Source organism: Bacteroides sp. 1_1_30, assembly GCF_020982715.1.
Taxonomy (GTDB): domain Bacteria; phylum Bacteroidota; class Bacteroidia; order Bacteroidales; family Bacteroidaceae; genus Bacteroides; species Bacteroides xylanisolvens.
The window spans coordinates 1-18,564 of sequence record NZ_JAJKHN010000003.1; the positions used below are offsets into that span (position 1 = coordinate 1).

13 protein-coding genes are annotated in these 18,564 nt (G+C 41.5%); 2 read left to right on the forward strand and 11 right to left on the reverse strand.

Features of this window, described 5'->3' with window-relative positions; all coding sequences use genetic code 11:
• Positions 1-149: 149 nt before the first annotated feature.
• Genes LPH68_RS01030 through LPH68_RS01040 form a run of 3 tightly spaced genes read right to left on the reverse strand, consistent with a single transcriptional unit; the run spans position 150 to position 6,713 of the window.
• Positions 150-1,604, reverse strand: coding sequence for an AbgT family transporter (locus LPH68_RS01030; protein WP_008022495.1), 1,455 nt, complete (start codon positions 1,602-1,604; stop codon positions 150-152).
• A gap of 29 nt (positions 1,605-1,633) precedes the next feature.
• Positions 1,634-2,362 (reverse strand): DUF5932 domain-containing protein, encoded by a 729-nt coding sequence (locus tag LPH68_RS01035; RefSeq protein ID WP_004317459.1) that lies wholly within the window; start codon positions 2,360-2,362, stop codon positions 1,634-1,636.
• 34 nt (positions 2,363-2,396) lie between these two features.
• Positions 2,397-6,713: a DUF5113 domain-containing protein gene (locus LPH68_RS01040; protein WP_151923821.1), complete on the reverse strand. Its 4,317-nt coding sequence runs from the start codon at positions 6,711-6,713 to the stop codon at positions 2,397-2,399.
• 153 nt (positions 6,714-6,866) lie between these two features.
• Between LPH68_RS01040 and LPH68_RS01045 the strand changes: the two genes are divergently transcribed.
• Positions 6,867-7,805, forward strand: coding sequence for a ribose-phosphate pyrophosphokinase (locus LPH68_RS01045; RefSeq protein WP_008022499.1), 939 nt, complete (start codon positions 6,867-6,869; stop codon positions 7,803-7,805).
• Between the two features lie 133 nt (positions 7,806-7,938).
• On the opposite strand, the gene LPH68_RS01050 is transcribed toward LPH68_RS01045, so the two are convergent.
• The 5 genes from LPH68_RS01050 to LPH68_RS01070 all read right to left on the reverse strand — a co-directional run bounded on the left by LPH68_RS01050 (position 7,939) and on the right by LPH68_RS01070 (position 14,080).
• Positions 7,939-9,108, reverse strand: a complete 1,170-nt coding sequence (locus tag LPH68_RS01050; protein WP_008022501.1) for a phosphatidylinositol-4-phosphate 5-kinase — start codon at positions 9,106-9,108, stop codon at positions 7,939-7,941.
• A gap of 85 nt (positions 9,109-9,193) precedes the next feature.
• Positions 9,194-10,477 (reverse strand): pitrilysin family protein, encoded by a 1,284-nt coding sequence (locus LPH68_RS01055; RefSeq protein WP_008022503.1) that lies wholly within the window; start codon positions 10,475-10,477, stop codon positions 9,194-9,196.
• Positions 10,478-10,481: 4 nt separating this feature from the next.
• Positions 10,482-11,234 carry a 3-deoxy-manno-octulosonate cytidylyltransferase gene (gene kdsB, locus LPH68_RS01060; RefSeq protein WP_008022505.1) on the reverse strand — a complete coding sequence of 251 codons (753 nt, stop codon included), beginning with the start codon at positions 11,232-11,234 and terminating at the stop codon, positions 10,482-10,484.
• Positions 11,235-11,621: a 2-amino-4-hydroxy-6-hydroxymethyldihydropteridine diphosphokinase gene (locus LPH68_RS01065; protein ID WP_009039564.1), complete on the reverse strand. Its 387-nt coding sequence runs from the start codon at positions 11,619-11,621 to the stop codon at positions 11,235-11,237. It abuts the gene before it with no gap.
• A gap of 131 nt (positions 11,622-11,752) precedes the next feature.
• Positions 11,753-14,080, reverse strand: a complete 2,328-nt coding sequence (locus tag LPH68_RS01070) for a transglycosylase domain-containing protein (RefSeq protein WP_151923822.1) — start codon at positions 14,078-14,080, stop codon at positions 11,753-11,755.
• 228 nt (positions 14,081-14,308) lie between these two features.
• Between LPH68_RS01070 and LPH68_RS01075 the strand changes: the two genes are divergently transcribed.
• Complete coding sequence (locus tag LPH68_RS01075) at positions 14,309-16,057, forward strand: AAA family ATPase (protein ID WP_151923823.1); 1,749 nt, start codon at positions 14,309-14,311, stop codon at positions 16,055-16,057.
• Positions 16,058-16,144: 87 nt separating this feature from the next.
• Here LPH68_RS01075 and LPH68_RS01080 read toward each other — a convergent pair whose 3' ends face one another.
• The 3 genes from LPH68_RS01080 to LPH68_RS01090 all read right to left on the reverse strand — a co-directional run bounded on the left by LPH68_RS01080 (position 16,145) and on the right by LPH68_RS01090 (position 18,557).
• Positions 16,145-16,237: a smalltalk protein gene (locus LPH68_RS01080; RefSeq protein WP_151433315.1), complete on the reverse strand. Its 93-nt coding sequence runs from the start codon at positions 16,235-16,237 to the stop codon at positions 16,145-16,147.
• Positions 16,238-16,305: 68 nt separating this feature from the next.
• A complete protein-coding gene (locus tag LPH68_RS01085) occupies positions 16,306-16,836 on the reverse strand; it encodes an HU family DNA-binding protein (RefSeq protein WP_008022512.1) in 531 nt (176 codons plus the stop codon).
• Between the two features lie 161 nt (positions 16,837-16,997).
• A complete protein-coding gene (locus tag LPH68_RS01090; protein ID WP_227236296.1) occupies positions 16,998-18,557 on the reverse strand; it encodes an ATP-binding protein in 1,560 nt (519 codons plus the stop codon).
• Between the last annotated feature and the right edge of the window lie 7 nt (positions 18,558-18,564).

Below are 18,564 nucleotides of genomic sequence, written 5' to 3' on the forward strand. Positions count from 1 at the left end.
ATTCCTGAAGGCAAGAACAAGCTTAAAGAAGCAACAGGATCAATCGTTTGGGAAGAGGATGTTTTCATGATGCAAAAATAAGAATTTTAACGCAATCCCCCAAGGTTTCAGACTGAGCCTTGTCTACTTGATATTTTTTCACGTACTGGCTATAATCCCATCGGTATTTTCAACAAATACCAGACAATAAACATCAATGTCCAGGCAACCAGGATACCTAATGAATATCTCCAGGTATATTTAAGCAATGAGCCATACGTAATCTGTTTATCATACTGCCGCATATAAGTCAGTACCAAAGGCATATAGAATAAGAAAGGAGTAATGGCATTCGTCGAACTATCTCCGATACGGAAAGCACATTGTGCTACATCCGGAGCAATTCCCATCTGTGCAAACATCGGAATAAAGATAAAAGACATAAAAGCCCATTTGGAGGTAGCAGATACCATAATCAGGTTTATCAATGCCGTAAATAGAATAAACAGGATGAGAGCAGACAAAGGAGCCGGCTCAAACGAAGAGAGCAAATCAGCTCCCATGATGGCTAAACACTTATCCAGATGGGAATATTCAAAACAGGCAAACATCTGTGCAGCAAAGAAAGCGATAACGAAATACACTCCAAGAAGTTTCATTGGCTGCGTAAGTCCTTCAATCACATCATTGTCAGTGCGATACCGTCCGGAACTGAATCCATAAGCCATCCCCGTAATACCTGCTCCCAAAGAAAGCAGGAATAAAATACCGGCAATAAAAGGCGAATGCATCAAACCTCCGTTCACCCCTCGCAAAATTCCATAAGAAGAAAAAGTAAGCCACAAGATAAGAGCGACATAAACAGCTGCTACAACAATGGAAATCATAATAGCACGCCGCTCTTTGCGAGAGAGAGGATGATAAGCCACCACTTTCACACTGCCTTCATACTTTCCTAATGTGGGAAGAAGCCATTTTTGAGTAATCCAATACACAATAGCTGTAATGACTACTGTTGAAGCACTCATAAAGAAGTAGTTACAAAGAGGTTCCGTGTTCCCCTGATACCCCGTTTGCGCCAGTGCCGCCTCTTGGGTGGTATGTGCCAATAACGGGTCCATCGTACTCAATACAATATTGGCACTATACCCGCACGCAACAGAGACATAAGCTGTAACAATCCCTGCAATCGGGTGAAGTCCCACCCACTGGAACAGCATAGCGGCAATAGGCAATAAAATAATATATCCACCATCCCCAATGGCATTCGACAACAAACCGAGCACAATCACCCACAAGATGATTTTCCTCTTTTCCTGCCGGTTCCCTACTCCCATGCGGATGCACGCATCAATAAAACCGGAATGTTGTGCTACTCCCAGTCCGAACATAGCGATAATCACCATGCCCAACGGAGCAAAGCCCGTGAAATTCTTAATAGCGTTCCGCAACCACCAACGGATCCCTTCTGGACTCAACAGGCTTTGTACACGGATGTCCTCACCTGTCTGCGGCAATGTCACTTTCAACCCATAGATATCACATATCCATGAAAGAAAGACCACTGCCATTGTCAGCAGAAGGAACATCGTAGCGGGATGGGGCATACGCCATTTATTCTTCATTACTTTCCAGAGGTATTACTTGCCATTAATTATTCTTCGTCAGGCTCCAGATTATCCAAATCGATAATACGCAATTCCAGTGCACGTACTGCCAATCGGGTAGCATTCACTCCCACCCGTTCTCCATTCGGGAAAAGGCGTCCGATAAGATCATTCTGTCGTTTCTCCAATGATTTTACGCCGAAAGGCATCCCTTTCAAATTGGCAATCATCTCCTTCGTATATCCTAAGGCCAAATGGCGGAGAAAACGTTCATCGTATTCATCAATATCATAACTGATGACTGCTTCCTGACGCTTGGCATCGTTGGCTACCGATTTCTTGAAACGATCTACAATCTTTTCCAAAATCGGATAGTTGAATACCAGCTTCTTTCCGTCCATCACAGCCTGTACATCTGTTTTCGTCAGTAATTCTCCTGTTTTGAGGATAATTCCGTCGGCACCGGCATTCAATACATCCACCCACAACTTTTCATTCAGAATCTCACCTGTGAAGATCAGTACCCGGACTCCTTTGTAGCGTTTGAATATATTCCGGCAAATGTCAACACCAATGGTCGTAGAACCTCCCAGTCCTAAATCCAACAATACCAAATCGGGAAGCTGCGCCTCCATCAACGGCCAGAACTCACTTTCCGTCATTGCCGTACCGATCACTTCCGCATTCGGTATTTCATGACGGAATATTTCTTCTGTCCCTTTCAACTCCAGTTTTACATCCTCTACGATAATAACTTTAAACTTCTGTTCTTCCATGTTTCTTATCTAATAACTTTTATGTGTTCTCCTTTTATCGGCGCGGAATGGTGAAATAAACCGTAAATCCTCCGCCTTCAGCCGGTTCGGCATTGATACGACATCCTCTGCGTCCTGCAAATTCGTCATGGTCGCGGATAATCTGCTTGCATACCAGATATTCCGTTCCTCTCAACTCCCCTTTCTCACCGGAAGTCATACGTGCCAGATTCGGATAAAATAATTGATTCAATTCTTCCACGCTCTTTTCACGTCTCGTATCCGTAAAGAGAAAACGAATATATTCATTATCCTGACGTGCTTGCAGACGTATCACCCCATCTTCACGCACAGTCAATGCTTCATCAATCAAATTTTCCAATAGAAAACGTAACTGGTTCACGTCTCCTATCACCTTCGCTTCCATCGGTTCTATCTCCAGTTCTATCCTCTCCGAACGGTTCTTCATTGATTTCTTGAAGTATTTTCCGGCAGTGTCCAAAAGCTCCTGCACCGGAATCACAGTACGCCGGAAAGTGACTTCCTCCAATTGACGGGAAGCACACGAGCTCAAAATCGTAAAGATTCCCTTATAATATTCAATCAATTCCGTCATGGTCTCCACCGCTTCACGCTCCTCCGTTTCCGAAAGCTTCTGTGTATTCAACCGCCCTACAATCTGTTTGATTTTATTCGGATAATAGATCGTCTCATGTTTAATTGTCGACAAGCAGTTGTCAAGTACCATATTCTGTACATGCAACATACTGTCTTCCCAGGAAGCTCTGCGTGTTTCTTCATGCGCCGATTCAATATCCCGGTATTTAGTAGCCAGTTTCACCACTGCATTAAATACTACAATAGCCACATAACGTGCTACCAGTTCAAAAAGCAGCCGGTCTGTTTCCTGCTCCGTTCCCTCTCTACGTTCCAGATAAAGCACACCGACACATTGATGTTCACCTCCTGCTTCCACCATCAGCGGAATTGCCTGAAGATGCTGTTCAGAAAGATATTCTCCGGAACTAAAACACTGTTCTACCATCTCCGGCATTTCCTGCCCGGGACGAGAAGCATATTCCAGTCGATGTGTCGTTTCGTTATAAACGGCAATTCCCATCCGGTCAATTGTCAGTAGTTCATTCACCGAAGCGAATGCTTCATCCACAATACGTTGCGGGATTTCTTTAAGCGTACTTTCCTCCCGTTGGAGTGCCTCAGCATTTTCTTGTTCCTGCGGTCTGACCAGAGATGCCGCAAATACCTTTTGATTAATCTCAAGTACCTGTTCAAGATTCAAACGATTCTGCAAACGTTTTCTCATATACAGGAAATAGTATCCGACCAAAGAAACAATCAGTAGAACAAAACATAAAATAATTCCTACTGTCTTATTCGTATTCGACCGTTCCAACTGTCGGCAATATGCTTCAAGAGTCTGATCTTCTCCTTGCAACTTATACAAATCCGTAAATGCCGAATTATTATAACTGTATGCATCCAACTGTTTCAAAGCCAAAAAAGCAACTGCCGCCTCATTCCTGATATCCAGAATCACATGATAATCCGAATCAAACAATTCGTTCCACCAACTGATTTCGGCAGGCGTTCCTTCCCCCACCAGCTTCATATACCGATGCGGACGATCCGGACGCGCATATTTCTCATAATGCTCGTTCAACAAGAGTATAGCAGAATCTATATATTGCAAAGCAAATTCATAATTTTCATCCACATTAGCAAAATAGGCAGCATTCGCATAATCCGACGCTGCATCCAGTAAATCCTCATAGGCAGAATCCGTAACCACCACTATCGAATCGCCCTCCTGCAACATGGGAGGAATCGGATCATGCAGACAAGAACTCACCCCAAACGGAAGCAACAGGCAAAGCAACAAGACTCCTATCGCTTTACGCACTCCCGAAGGCAAACGGAAATAGAAACGACTCCCCTTCCCCAATTCACTCTCTACATCAAAGACACATCCCCGGAACAATTCATTCGTTTTCTTATATTTCTCAATGATTCCCTTACAATTCATCAGTCCGAAACCACTACCCTTATTTTCTTTCAGAACCTCCGGATCAGCTACATTCTTCATTCCGATGACACGAGAGTCATATACTTTCTCACCGATAATACGAGCTACATCTTCTTCGGAAATCCCCCTTCCGTTGTCTTCTACGGAAATCTCGACATACGCGTCCATAGTACGGGCATACACTTTGATTGTTCCTCCTTCCGGAGTATATTTTCGGGCGTTTTCCGCCAGCGTGTTAATCATAAACAAAGTCAATGCCCGGTCAGCCTTCACCATAACCGTGGTCGGTTCTATTTCCAACTTCTGATTTTTCATTTCAAAAGCACGTCTCCCTTTGCCTAACAGTTCAAAGAGTTCGTTGAGATCGAACGTTTCAATATTCAGGCTAAGCGTCCCCTGCTTCATCTTAATCCAAAGAGCCAAAATATCATTGTATTCATTAATCGTAGTTACCAGCTCGTCAATGTATTGATACTTCTCTTTCTTTATCTTTTCATGATCGATATATCCTCGTTCCGTCAACTTATGCACCTCATTCAAGATACGGTCGATATAAGGGTTTATCCCATTCACAATGGCCAGACAAGCCTTCTTAATCAGATTTTGGCGTTTATTCCCCGCGATATGTTGTTCGTAAACATATCGTTGCTTTTCCAATTGCATCCGCTCGTCACTCAACGCTTCTACCATCTGCTCATTGTCCGCAGCCCAAACGATATACGGTTCAAGCACGTGCACCAACGCTTTTTCATCACGGTTCAACCGATGCAAAGGAACCAGTGCCGCTTTTCCTTCCTCCGGAATTTCCAGTTGAAGACGCCCTTTTCCGAACAGTTGGTCGATGCCTTGTTGAATTAACGGAACATTCATTGGTATAGAAGAAGTGATGTCCCGGCAAAGAGCCAGTATCCGTTGCAGACGTTCCACATCTACTTGATTCCTTATTTTAGATCGCTTATTGAAAAACCACCAAAGAATAACCACCAGTACAAGTCCGGCAATAACCAAAGAAAGTACAAGCGTCATTTGTCGTGAATCGGATTCCAACGAAAGATAACGACTCTCCAACTCTTTATCCTGACGGGTATAATTCAGAATATCCAGATATATATTTCGGTTGTAATCAGAAGCATACTTCATTCCAAGCCCGGCATACGATACACTCAATTGTTCCCGAATCCTCGAAATCCATTCAGGCACCGTCCTTACGTCTTCCTCCATAATCCACGGAACTCCAGTATATGTCGTATCTCCTTCCGCATAAATACGCAACTTGTCCAACGTATCCACTGCATGATGATAATAAAGCATATGGTGTTGGTTCACACAATCTAACGCTTTTGTAAGCGTATCCAATGCTTCCGAATAACGTCCGTGCTCATTCATATACTTACCGATAGATACATACGCACCGGCAATCTGATACAAATCATTATACTCCCGGAATTTTTCAAGCGCAAGCTGTGCCATTCGCAAAGGCAAAAGCGAATCTACAGGAAAACCGAACTGATCCAGCGCATATCCCCTCCTTGTTCGGAAGAGTTCGAAGTTATTGGGAGAAACCATCAGATTAGCCAACCCTTGCAGACCATTTCCTTCGAAATAAGGATGATTAGTCTGAACCGCAGTCCGCCAGGTAATATATAGCTGGTCGAACTCACGCATTTTCCTGTCCTCCGGCTTGGTGGCTTCCACCAATGAAGCCGATCCTTTGATATAATGATAATAAAGCAACTGATTCGTATCTGCCAATACTTCATCTTCCGGGATCTGATTGAGAGATGCGATGGCTTCCTGCCTTTGCTGAAGATAATAGTAATAAATAGAAGACACAATGAAAAATTCGGTGAAAGCATAATCCAGTCGAAGTGCCTCGTGGCGGTCAGCAAACAAATCACTCTCTTCCCGAATACGTTTCATACGCCGGAGCGCACTGTTACGATAATCATAAAATTCTTTGTTCATAGCTGTCCGCTGACAAATCTTCATCAGTCCGATATCAGCAATCAACAGTTCAAGCTCATTTTTAGTCAGTTTATATACTTCCTTATGCAACGCTTCCGCCCGGTCAAAATCCATCGCCATAAAAGCACAGAATCCGAGATTATTAGATGCCTCCGCTTTCCCCGACTTATAAAAATTTACCTGTTGATAAGCTTCATTGGCATATTTATAGGAGGAATCCAAGCTTCGATAACGATAAGTATACGCTTTCCCGTTTAAAGAATCAATCAGGCGCACCTCTTTGGTCGGCACCATATCAGTGCACGAAAAAAAAGAGGTAAACAACACTATACCTATTATATATAAAGGAAAACGTGAACTCATTTTTGACTATTAACTGTTTTCAGAAAGCAAATCTACAAATATTTCCGATAAGTTGGAGAGAAAAATATTTTTTATACAATAAGTCCTTCTAAATAATAAGAGAAATTCCTACCTTTGCAGGCAAATTAACAAATAGGTAACATCTATTACAAAATGAGCGAAAAAGCACCCTTTATGGTATTCTCGGGAACGAACTCGAGATATCTTGCAGAAAAAATCTGCGCGAGCCTGGATTGTCCTCTGGGAAATATGAACATTACCCATTTTGCCGATGGCGAATTTGCGGTTTCATACGAGGAGTCAATTCGTGGCGCACATGTATTCCTGGTTCAATCCACTTTCCCTAACTCAGACAACTTAATGGAACTTCTCCTGATGATTGATGCTGCTAAACGTGCATCAGCAAAGAGCGTTGTGGCTGTAATCCCCTATTTTGGATGGGCTCGTCAGGATAGAAAAGACAAACCTCGTGTATCTATCGGGGCTAAGTTGGTAGCTGATCTGCTGTCTGTTGCAGGTATCGACCGACTGATTACGATGGATTTGCATGCTGACCAGATCCAGGGATTCTTCAATATCCCGGTAGATCACTTGTACGCATCAGCTGTATTCCTCCCTTACATCCAGTCATTGCAATTGGAAAATCTGGTTATTGCTACACCGGACGTAGGAGGTTCAAAACGTGCCAGCACTTTCTCCAAATACCTCGGCGTACCATTGGTACTCTGCAACAAATCACGTGAAAAAGCCAATGAAGTAGCATCTATGCAAATCATCGGTGACGTGGAAGGTAAAAACGTTGTCTTGATTGATGATATCGTAGACACAGCAGGAACAATCACCAAAGCAGCCAACATCATGTTGGAAGCCGGTGCCCAATCTGTACGCGCTATCGCCAGTCATTGCGTAATGTCTGATCCGGCTTCTTTCCGTGTGCAAGAGTCTGCCCTGACAGAAATGGTATTTACTGACAGCATCCCTTATGCTAAGAAATGCCCGAAAGTGAAACAGTTAAGCATTGCCGACATGTTTGCTGAAACAATCAAACGAGTAATGAATAACGAATCTATCAGTTCACAATATATCATTTAAATGAAGAATGATAAATGAAGAATGAAGAATAAGAAAGCCGGCTAATTTCAAGTTTAGCCGGCTTTCTTATTTGTCTCAACATACTAAGAATTTGAATTGGTGATAGTAAGCAACCAATTTTTCATTCATCATTTTATTGGAGTCTTCCGAATTTATAGGTTCCTTTTTTAATCACTTTTCCATCTTTATCTGTTTCGACAAAAGGGCCATCCTTCTTTCCTTGTTTGAAAAAGCCATCGAAGCGATTACCATCTTTGTCGATTTGTACGCCTTGACCCTCTTCCAATCCATCAACGAACCCACCTTTATATTGCATACCAGCAACAGTTTTCAGAGTGCCTTGTCCATTGGGACGGTTATCTTTCCAGTCACCGTCATAAACATCGCCATTGCTCCATTTATAAACTCCTTTACCATCACGTTTATTATTTTTCCAGCTTCCTTCATACACAGCACCATTCGCCCAGGTAAAAGTACCTTTTCCGTCTTGCATGCCGTTCTTGAAATTACCTACATATTTATCACCGTTAGCATGGTAATAAACTCCTGGACCGGTTCGCTCACCTAAGAGATACGAGCCCTCATAACGGTCGCCCGTGTGAAAGTAATAAGTACCTTTTCCATGTTGAATATCATCCGCCCAGTCACCATCATATTTATCTCCATTGGTATACTCAAATACCCCTTTTCCGTGACGAACATCATCTTTCCAGTCTCCATCGTATTTACAGCCGTCATCCCAGTTCATGATACCTTTACCGTTCTTCTTATCATTTTTCCAGTGACCGGTATATTTGGCACCGTTTGCCCAAGTATATGTACCTTCGCCTTCACGCTTATCATTTACCCAATGACCTACATACAAATCACCGTTATGATAATACATAGTTCCTTCACCATGCTGATAATCCTGATACCACATACCGTCGTAACGGTTATTATTCATAAAATAATAGATACCTTTTCCGTGCTGCTGATCCTGGAACCACTGTCCTTCATATTTTTCTCCGTCGGGGAACATATAAATTCCATATCCTTCACGTTTCCCTTTCACATATTCACCTTCAAAGACATCACCGTTTTTAAAAACCGTTTTTCCTTTTCCGTTCGGTTTTCGGCCTTTCATTTCTCCCGTATAGACACTACCATCTTTAAAAGTATAGTTGCCAATCTTTATTTCAGTGGAGAATGTATCTTTAATTTTTCCGAAAAATCCGCCTTTTTTTCCTTCATTTTCTTGTGCCATTACTCCCTCTTGTGCGAGGAGAGCCAATAAAAGTGTAGTATATAGATATTTCCTCATTGGTTTTAGTCGTTACTCATTTTAGAATTACAATTTGGACAAAGATACAATTTCTATCCCAAACAGCCCACTTTCGGAAAGCAATTTATGACAACTTTTTACCTGCAATGACCTCTTTTAATGTCTCTTTGCACAAATAGCGCTGTGCCAAATCTTGTATTTCTGCAGGAGTAACCTCGTTTACAGCCAGCAGAGAACGTGAAAAGTAGTCATCATCCAGACCGGAAGTAGCAATAAAGATCCATGCATCCGAAAGTGAGAAAGGAGACTCATAACTACGGCACATTTCGCCCAACATATAGTTGCGTACGATAGTCAGTTCTTCCATCGACACAGGTTCCTGATGCAGACGGTCAATTTCATGATATACTTCCTGTATCAACGGTTCCACATATTCATTATCCGTTTCTGTCGATATAGCCAGCAATCCGCTATCCGGATAAAACATGATTCCTGCTGAAATGCCATAAGTATACCCCTTTTCTTCACGGATATTAGACATCAGACGACTGCCGAAATAGCCTCCGAATAAAGTCATCAATACCCGGAGTTTCAGATAATCAGGATGGTTACGAGTGATGGTTGTATATCCCATCTTTACAGCACTCTGCATGGCATCCTCACGTTCTATAAAAATCCTCTTTTCGGGAACGGCAGTAAAAGAAAAACTTAATTTCGATGCCGGCTGTTGATGTTGACCAAAAGAAGTGCCGAATGTATCCGTCACCCGGCTGATAATATCCTCCGTCACCTTGCCGGATAAGAAAATAGAGCAATTGCCCGAATGGTAATACCGTTCATAAAATTCACGAAGCACTTCCGGAGTGATAGCATGATAATCTTCCTCCACCACTATTTTACCACATGGATGCTGTTCGCCATAAAGCGACTTCAACAGACCACGATGTGCCAGGAAATCAACTTTGGAAGTATTGACCAGATATTGTTGGATATTGGTATCGAGGATAGTATGCAATTCTTTTTCCGGAAAAAGCGGTTCTTTAATCATGGATTCTACCACTTCCAATGTTTTCGCCAAATACTTATTCAACGAATAAACAGTGATGTATGCATACTCCGACGAGCTGGACAGTTCGAGCCACGAACCGTAGTAATCCAGTTTCTCGGCAATGGTAGCAGCCGTATATTTTGTCGTACCTTCGCGCAACATCCGGTTTGTAAACAAGGCTTGCAGTTTCTGCGACTGCTGCCAACGGGCTCCAGCGAAAAGCACATCTATGCGTACTACTTCCTGTTCACCCGCATTAATAACAGTCAATGGAATACCATTTGGCAATGTCATTCGGACGGGAGGAAGTATACGAAAATTTTTCAGGGTTTGTATTTCAGGTTGTATTTTACGATCCATACGATTAGATTCTATTCTTCAAAAACTCTTCTGCCCGTTCCAAATCTTGCGGGGTATCGATTCCGATGGTTTCTACTTCACTAATGCCCACCTTTATTTTATATCCGTTCTCCAGCCAACGGAGCTGCTCCAAAGATTCAGCCAGTTCCAGAGAAGACTGCGGAAGCATGGTTATCTCCTTCAGCACATCTGTACGATAGGCATACAGTCCGATATGCTTGTAGTAGGTATGTCCCTTCAGCCAGTCCTGTTTCTCGGCATTACGCTGATAAGGAATAATGGATCGGCTAAAATAAAGCGCGTTCCAGTTCGTATTGACTACCACTTTCGGTGAATTTACGTTTTCCAGTACAGCAAACGGTTCATCTGCAGTAAAAGGTTTCACCAGCGTGGCAATCTGCGTGGTTACATCTTCGAAACAAGCCTTTACCGCATCCAATTGTGAAGGCTGAATAAAAGGTTCATCTCCTTGTATATTGACCACGACATCAAAGTCACCTCCAATCTTTGTACAGGCTTCATAACAGCGGTCCGTACCGCTTTTATGATGAACAGAAGTCATCACAACCTTACCTCCGAACGCCTTGACAGCAGCTTCAATACGCTCATCGTCCGTGGCTACATAAGCGTCATCCAAAACGCCAGCCACTTGCTCATACACACGTTGTATAACAGTTTTTCCACCCAACATAGCCAACGGTTTTGCAGGAAAACGAGTGGATGCATAGCGGGCAGGTATAATTCCAAGAAATTTCATCTACTTAATAAATAATGAAGAATGGAAGGCAGATAATGACTGTTGTATATATCCCCTTTGCCAATCCTCCGGTTTTACTATTTTGTTATCATATAAAAGCATGTCAATGTCCAGACAAACTTTCTCCTCTTTTTTATCTTCCGGACGACGTCCGGACCTCTGTTCTATATCTTTCAGCATTTTCCTCACTACCTCTTCATCTTTATCGGAAAAGAACATAACCACTTGGTTGGCAAACAAGGCCGGATTCTTAAAAAATAAAGGTTCAGTTTCCAATTCGGGCGCAAAACATATAGAAGAGAACGATTCAGTCAGTTCCTGTCTGGCAAAAGTCAAATTCTCTTTCCTGTTGTAATTACTCCCTATGCAAACAATATACCTATGCATTAAAAAATAAGTATTTAAGTATTAGGTATTAAGTATTAAACATTAGATATTAGAGATATTACACCTACAGTTCAGTGCCCCAAACGCTACGGTTAATACTTAATACTTTATACTTAATACTTATTTCAGACTTAGTTAAAAAGATCGTCCAATCCCCCCTCTTCTATCACCTCTCCGTCCGGAGTTTCCGAACCGGCACACGGATCAAATCCTTCAGGAAGTTTAAATTTCTCCTGCTGGTCATATCCCAAAGTCGGGTCATCATACACTTTCTTCATATACAATGCCCAAATAGGCAAAGCAGCAGCAGCTCCCTGTCCATAGGTCATTTTACCGAAATGGATGTCACGTTCGTCACCACCTACCCAACAACCGGATACCAATGAAGGAGTGAATCCCATAAACCAGGCATCAGAGTTATCATTGGTCGTACCTGTTTTCCCACCCATATCGGCGGTAATTCCATAACGACGAACACGCCCACCTGTTCCTTCATTAATAACGGCGCGCAACATAACCAGCATTTTATATGCACTTGAAATACTTATCACCTCCTCCATTTGCGGTGCAAAGGTAGAAAGCACATTACCATCACTATCTTCAATGCGTGTAACAAACAATGGAGCTACACGAATTCCTTTATTGGCAAAAGCTGTATATGCACTTACCATCTCACCCACAGAAATTTCACAAGGTCCCAGACAAAGCGAAACCACCGGGTCGATTGCTTTATTACGAACCCCAAAACTATGGATCAAACGTACAAGATTATACGGATTCAGTTTGCCCATCAGATAAGCAGAAATCCAGTTGTCAGAATTAGCCAATCCCCACTTCAGAGTCACCATTTCCCCATAACGTTTATTGTTTGCATTACGAGGCGTCCAAGGAGTTCCGTTCTCATCAATCAACGTTTGCTCTACGTGGCGTGTCTGGTCGCAAGGAGAAAAGCCATTTTCCATTGCTAATGTATACAAATACGGTTTGATAGTAGATCCCACCTGACGACGTCCCACCATTGCCATATCATACTGGAAATATACATAATTCGGTCCGCCTACATAAGCCTTCACATGCCCGCTTACCGGATCCATCGACATGAATCCTGTTCGCAGGAAAGATTTGTAGTAACGGATGGAATCCATCGGTGTCATAATTGTATCTTTATCTCCCTTCCAGGAAAAGACAGTCATTTCTTCCGGGGTATCGAACGCTTTACGAATCTGCTGTTCCGAAGCTCCCGCCTCTTTCATAAGACGATAACGATCCGTCTGCTTCATAGCTTTTGTCAGCAACTCCTCCACTCGTTTTTCCGGCAGTGATCTTGCGTATGGAGCATTTTTGCTTCCCTCTTTTTCTTTGAAAAACACAGGTTGCAAATAATCACCTAAATGCTCTTTTACTGCATCCTCTGCATATTGCTGCATACGTGAATTGATCGTCGTATAAATCTTCAATCCATCTGTATAGATGTTATAATTCGTACCGTCTTTCTTTTTATTTTTTGCACACCAACCATACAACGGGTTAGTTTCCCACGCGATAGAATCTTCGTAGAATTTCTGCATTTGCCAACCACGATAATCACTTTTTACCGGTTTCGGTGCTGTCATCACACCACGGAGATATTCGCGGAAATAAGTAGCCAATCCCTCTTTGTGGTCAACGCGGTTATATTTTAGTTTCAACGGAAGAGCCTGCAAAGAATCACATTCTGCATCTGTGATATAACCAGCTTTACGCATCTGCTCAAGCACTACATTACGACGGCCACGGGAACGTTCGTTGAAACGGACCGGATTATAAAGTGAAGGATTCTTGCACATCCCTACCAACGTAGCTGCCTCTTCGATCTTCAAATCTTTCGGTTCGCATGCGAAGTATGTATGTGCAGCAGTTTTAATACCAACCGCATTATTCAGAAAATCAAACTTATTGAGATACATACTCAAGATTTCCTCTTTGGTGTAGTAACGTTCAAGCTTCACCGCAATCACCCATTCAATCGGTTTCTGGAAAAGACGTTGCAGTGTATTTCTCGCCACTTTTTCCGTAAACAACTGTTTGGCAAGCTGTTGCGACAAAGTACTACCTCCACCTGCATTTTTCTGAAACATCAAACCACGTTTCACAAACGCACGGAACAATGCTTTGGCATCAATTCCAGAATGTTTAACAAAACGGACATCTTCCGTCGCAATAAGAGCATTGATAATACTGGGAGACAAATCCTTGTAAGCTGTATATACCCGATTTTCCTTACTATAAGACCACGTACCAAGCACTTTTTCATCTTCAGAAAAAATCTCCGTTGCAAATTTATAGCTCGGATTCTCAAGTTCCTCCACAGGAGGCATATAGCCAATCCACCCCTTTGAGATAGAGACAAAGATGACAACAATAGCCAACACAATGACTGCCAGAAATATCCAAAGAGCCTTTATTATTTTTCGAATCATGTTTTTTCTTGCTTAAAATGACGCATTAAATTAAGGTGCAAAGGTAGATAAAATCCGCTATTCAGCCAACGAGTTTGATTAGATTTTCTATTTTGTTAAAATATAGAGTGACACTTCTAACAAATAGCACGAAACCAAAAAGAAAGAACGTTTGTTTGGGAAAGTAGCGGAAAGGAAGTATCTTTGTCTACACTTATTCAAAGTATATTCATATAAAAGGCATAAATTATGGAATATGTATTATCAGACAGGAAGTTGTTACCTTATGGTATGATGAACTTCGAGGACATCCGTTTGGACAATTATTATTACGTGGATAAAACCTCTTTCATCCCTTTGATAGAGCAGTCGGATCGTTTCTTCTTTTTTATCCGTCCGCGTCGATTCGGAAAAAGTCTGACCTTGAATATGCTTCAACATTATTATGACATACGTACCAAAGATAAGTTTGACGCTTTATTTGGCGACCTTTATATCGGAAAGCACCCTACGAAAGACCGTAATAGCTATCTAGTAATAAAATTAAATTTTTCAGGAATCAGTGGAGATTTACACAGCTACCGCAAAGGTTTGGACGAACATTGCAGAATCGTATTTGACTATTTCTGCGATGTTTATGCCGACTATTTACCCGAAGGAATCAAAGAAAGAATGAACGAAAAAGACGGGGCGGTCAGCCAATTCGAATATCTGTTTACGGAATGCGCCCGGGTAAATCAAAAGATTTATCTCTTCATTGATGAATATGACCATTTCACCAATACAATACTCTCTGATGTCGACAGCCTGAACCGTTACACTGATGAGACACACAAAGAAGGTTATTTACGTGCCTTCTTCAATAAAATAAAATCCGGTACCGACTCCAGCATCAAACGTTGTTTCATCACAGGTGTCAGTCCCGTAACGATGGATGACTTGACCAGCGGCTTCAATATCGGCACTAATTACTCCCTTTCATCAGAATTCAATGAAATGATGGGATTCACAGAAAGTGAAGTTCGCGAAATGTTAACTTATTATTCTAATACAGGGCATTTCAACCATACCATCGATGAGTTGATAGAAATTATGAAACCGTGGTATGATAATTACTGCTTTGCACAAGAATGTTATGGTCAAACCACTATGTACAATTCCAACATGGTGCTTTATTTCGTCAAAAACTACATCCGATACGGTGAAGTACCGAGGGACATGGTAGAAGACAACATCCGTATTGACTACGAGAAATTGCGTATGCTCATCCGCAAAGATAAGGAGTTTGCCCACGATGCTTCCATCATACAAACCTTAATAAGCCAAGGCTACATCACTGGAGAAGTGAAGAAAGGATTTCCAGCCGCCAGTATTATTGATCCAGACAACTTCATCAGTCTACTCTATTATTTTGGTATGCTTACTATTAATGGTACACATGAAGGAAAGTGCAAACTCACCATTCCTAATCAGGTAGTCCGCGAACAGCTTTACACCTATCTATTGAACACTTACAATGAAGCCAACTTAAGCTTCAGTAATTATGAAAAAAATGAATTATCCAGTTCACTCGCTTATCGAGGTACATGGAAAGCATATTTTGATTATATAGCCGATTGCCTGAAGAGTTATGCCTCCCAGCGTGACAAACAAAAGGGAGAATTTTTCGTGCATGGTTTCACATTAGCCATGACTGCACAAAACCGATTCTACCGTCCCATTTCGGAGGCAGACACACAAGAAGGATATGCCGACATCTTCCTATCTCCATTATTGGATATTTATCCCGACATGAAACACAGCTACATAATCGAGTTGAAATATGCCAAATACAAAGATTCAGAGAATCGTGTGGAAGAATTACGATTGGAAGGTATCGCTCAGACAAACCGTTATGCTAATACTGATACAGTGAAAAATGCAATTGGTACCACACTGTTGCATAAGATTGTAGTAGTGTATAAAGGAATGGAAATGAGAGTATGTGAAGAAGTATAATTCTCTAATATATCCCAAACAAAAAACAGGCGGGATTTTTCCCGCCTGTTATTCATTCATAAATATACCTATTTATAAGATAATCAATTACAAGTTTGCTGCCTGTACACCGACCACTCCGGCAATTGCACCAGCAACAGCAATAATCACTTTCAAAATAATACTCCACGTTTTTTTCATAGACATTTTTCTTTTTTTATTAAACACTAAATAAACACCCTAACCATCAATCGTTAATTGACAATTCATTATGCGGCAGGATCCGGTGCTTCTCCGCTACCGCCACCTTCATTTCCTCCGCCTTCTTCTCCGCCATCATCCGGTTTTTCAGGATCATTAGGAGAAATTGTCATATTAAGCTTCTTCAGATATTCATCCAAGCTAATCAAATCCAACTTCTCATCTGCACGGGTGGCAGTCTTTGTAACGCGCAGCTCTTTATTCGCCTGAAAAAAGATACGAACACTCTCTACACTTTTGGCATTAATATCCTTCGCTAGTTCGGCACCTTTCGAACGGGCAGTCAACATAAAGACGCCCAGACCTTCAATATTCACAGACTTACCTTCCAACAACTGTTCCTTCATCTTTTCCACAAAATTCTGGATCACACTCTTGATATCACCGACAGACAGCGAAGAACGATCCTGCATTTTCTGTGCAATATATTTCAGGTTGACAGACTGACCTAAAGTGATCAGATGCGGATAATATCTCTTGGGAGAATTGGGAACACGCGGATCTGTTGGGCGCGTAATGACTTTGTATATTACACTCATACTACGTTTTTTTAAAGATTTAAATTCAAATTATTTATTCACGTTTTGTTGATCAACACTGCAAAGGTGAAGCTTTTATTCCGGATAGAAAAGAAAAAAGCCCCTTGCGGAGCTCTTTATATTCATACTAGTATATAACAATTTATTAATCAGCAATATAATTAAACTTTTAGAATTTTCCATTCCCCTATTGTACACTGTTCGCTATCAAAACTGACAGCCACCTTTACTATAGGCAATCCGCACAAAGCAAAACGTTTGGGGTAATTCTTCAGATCAATTTGCTCCATCGCCCTATCCGCACTCTTGTCCAGTTTCAATTCCATCACATACAACGTAGTCTTTGTACGAAGCACCATATCCACCCGTCCACTGGCAGTACGAACCTCCACATCTACATAATAGCCCAACAAACTGAATATAATATAAAACATCTGTTGGTAGTGCCCCTCATATTTCGTATTATCACATTGAGGAATGGTAGATAGAAACGTTTGCAAACGACGTAAAGCAGCATCCATATCATCATTACGAATATCACGGGAAAGATAAGCTACCATAGTATTGGTTTCCGGTGTTTTACTAGCAACATAATTAGGAAGAAGACTTTTCATCAAACCTATTCTTACCTCCTTATTAGGAATATCCAATGTATATAAATCTAACTCCTTATCATAATCTTTTATCGTGATATAGCCACTTTGATATAACAATGGAGTAATGCTCACCATTCTTTCTGTAGGTGCATCAAAATCCTCCGCAACCGCAGTTTTTCTCCCTATCTCGGAAGGCGCTACACCAAATTTATCCAGCATCTTTATCAAATAAGTAGGCGTACCACTACCAAACCAATAAGAATTAAATTTACCATCTGCAAAAGCGTTAAGCAAACTGAATGGATTATATATATCAGGAGACGGATAAGTGAAATGATAGCCGTCGTAGTTTTCTTTCAGTTTTGCCAATACCTCTTCAGAAGTAACCTCCAGTTTTTGGGCTAATGCGTCTACATCATCTTTCATTTGGACAAGTATCTCGTTTTCTGTAATACCGCAAATGGCAGCATAAGACTCATTCATGCTAATATTCTTGATATTGTTCAATTCACTAAATATACTAAGTTGGGAGAATTTGGTGATACCGGTCAAAAACACATACCGCAAATAAGGATCACACGCTTTAAGAGGGCTGTAGAAATTGCGCATAATGTTACGCAATACGCCAAGCCTCTCTTCCTCGTGTACTACATCCAGCAGAGGAGCATCGTATTCATCTATCAGCACAACCACTTGTTTCCCTGTCTGCTCGTAAGCGCGCTTGATGAGTCCTTCCAGACGCTGATTTGGATTAACCTCTCCCTCCATCTTTCCGTAAACCTCCTCATAACGAATTAGCTTCATATTCAACTCTTGCAACAGCTGTTCACAGTCTGCATGTTTGGCTGTACTCATATCAAAGTGAAGCACTGGATATTCCGTCCACTCCTTTTCCAGCTTTTCTATAGCCAACCCTTGAAATAATTCTTTCTGACCAGAGAAATAACTATGTAATGTAGAAGTCAACAATGACTTACCAAAACGACGAGGACGACTCAAGAATACGTATTTAGTGAAATGTACCATCCAATACACATATTCCGTTTTATCAATATAAAGGTAATTACTTTTCCGTATTTCCGAAAAAGTCTGTATTCCGATGGGGTATCTTCGTAAATTTTCCATTTCAATT

Bases quoted from the DNA above. Each gene is read 5' to 3' on its own strand.
- LPH68_RS01030 (WP_008022495.1), bottom strand. From the start codon at position 1,604: ATGAAGAATAAATGGCGTATGCCCCATCCCGCTACGATGTTCCTTCTG.
- LPH68_RS01035 (WP_004317459.1), bottom strand. From the start codon at position 2,362: ATGGAAGAACAGAAGTTTAAAGTTATTATCGTAGAGGATGTAAAACTG.
- LPH68_RS01040 (WP_151923821.1), bottom strand. From the start codon at position 6,713: ATGAGTTCACGTTTTCCTTTATATATAATAGGTATAGTGTTGTTTACC.
- LPH68_RS01045 (WP_008022499.1), top strand. From the start codon at position 6,867: ATGAGCGAAAAAGCACCCTTTATGGTATTCTCGGGAACGAACTCGAGA.
- LPH68_RS01050 (WP_008022501.1), bottom strand. From the start codon at position 9,108: ATGAGGAAATATCTATATACTACACTTTTATTGGCTCTCCTCGCACAA.
- LPH68_RS01055 (WP_008022503.1), bottom strand. From the start codon at position 10,477: ATGGATCGTAAAATACAACCTGAAATACAAACCCTGAAAAATTTTCGT.
- kdsB (WP_008022505.1), bottom strand. From the start codon at position 11,234: ATGAAATTTCTTGGAATTATACCTGCCCGCTATGCATCCACTCGTTTT.
- LPH68_RS01065 (WP_009039564.1), bottom strand. From the start codon at position 11,621: ATGCATAGGTATATTGTTTGCATAGGGAGTAATTACAACAGGAAAGAG.
- LPH68_RS01070 (WP_151923822.1), bottom strand. From the start codon at position 14,080: ATGATTCGAAAAATAATAAAGGCTCTTTGGATATTTCTGGCAGTCATT.
- LPH68_RS01075 (WP_151923823.1), top strand. From the start codon at position 14,309: ATGGAATATGTATTATCAGACAGGAAGTTGTTACCTTATGGTATGATG.
- LPH68_RS01080 (WP_151433315.1), bottom strand. From the start codon at position 16,237: ATGAAAAAAACGTGGAGTATTATTTTGAAAGTGATTATTGCTGTTGCT.
- LPH68_RS01085 (WP_008022512.1), bottom strand. From the start codon at position 16,836: ATGAGTGTAATATACAAAGTCATTACGCGCCCAACAGATCCGCGTGTT.
- LPH68_RS01090 (WP_227236296.1), bottom strand. From the start codon at position 18,557: ATGGAAAATTTACGAAGATACCCCATCGGAATACAGACTTTTTCGGAA.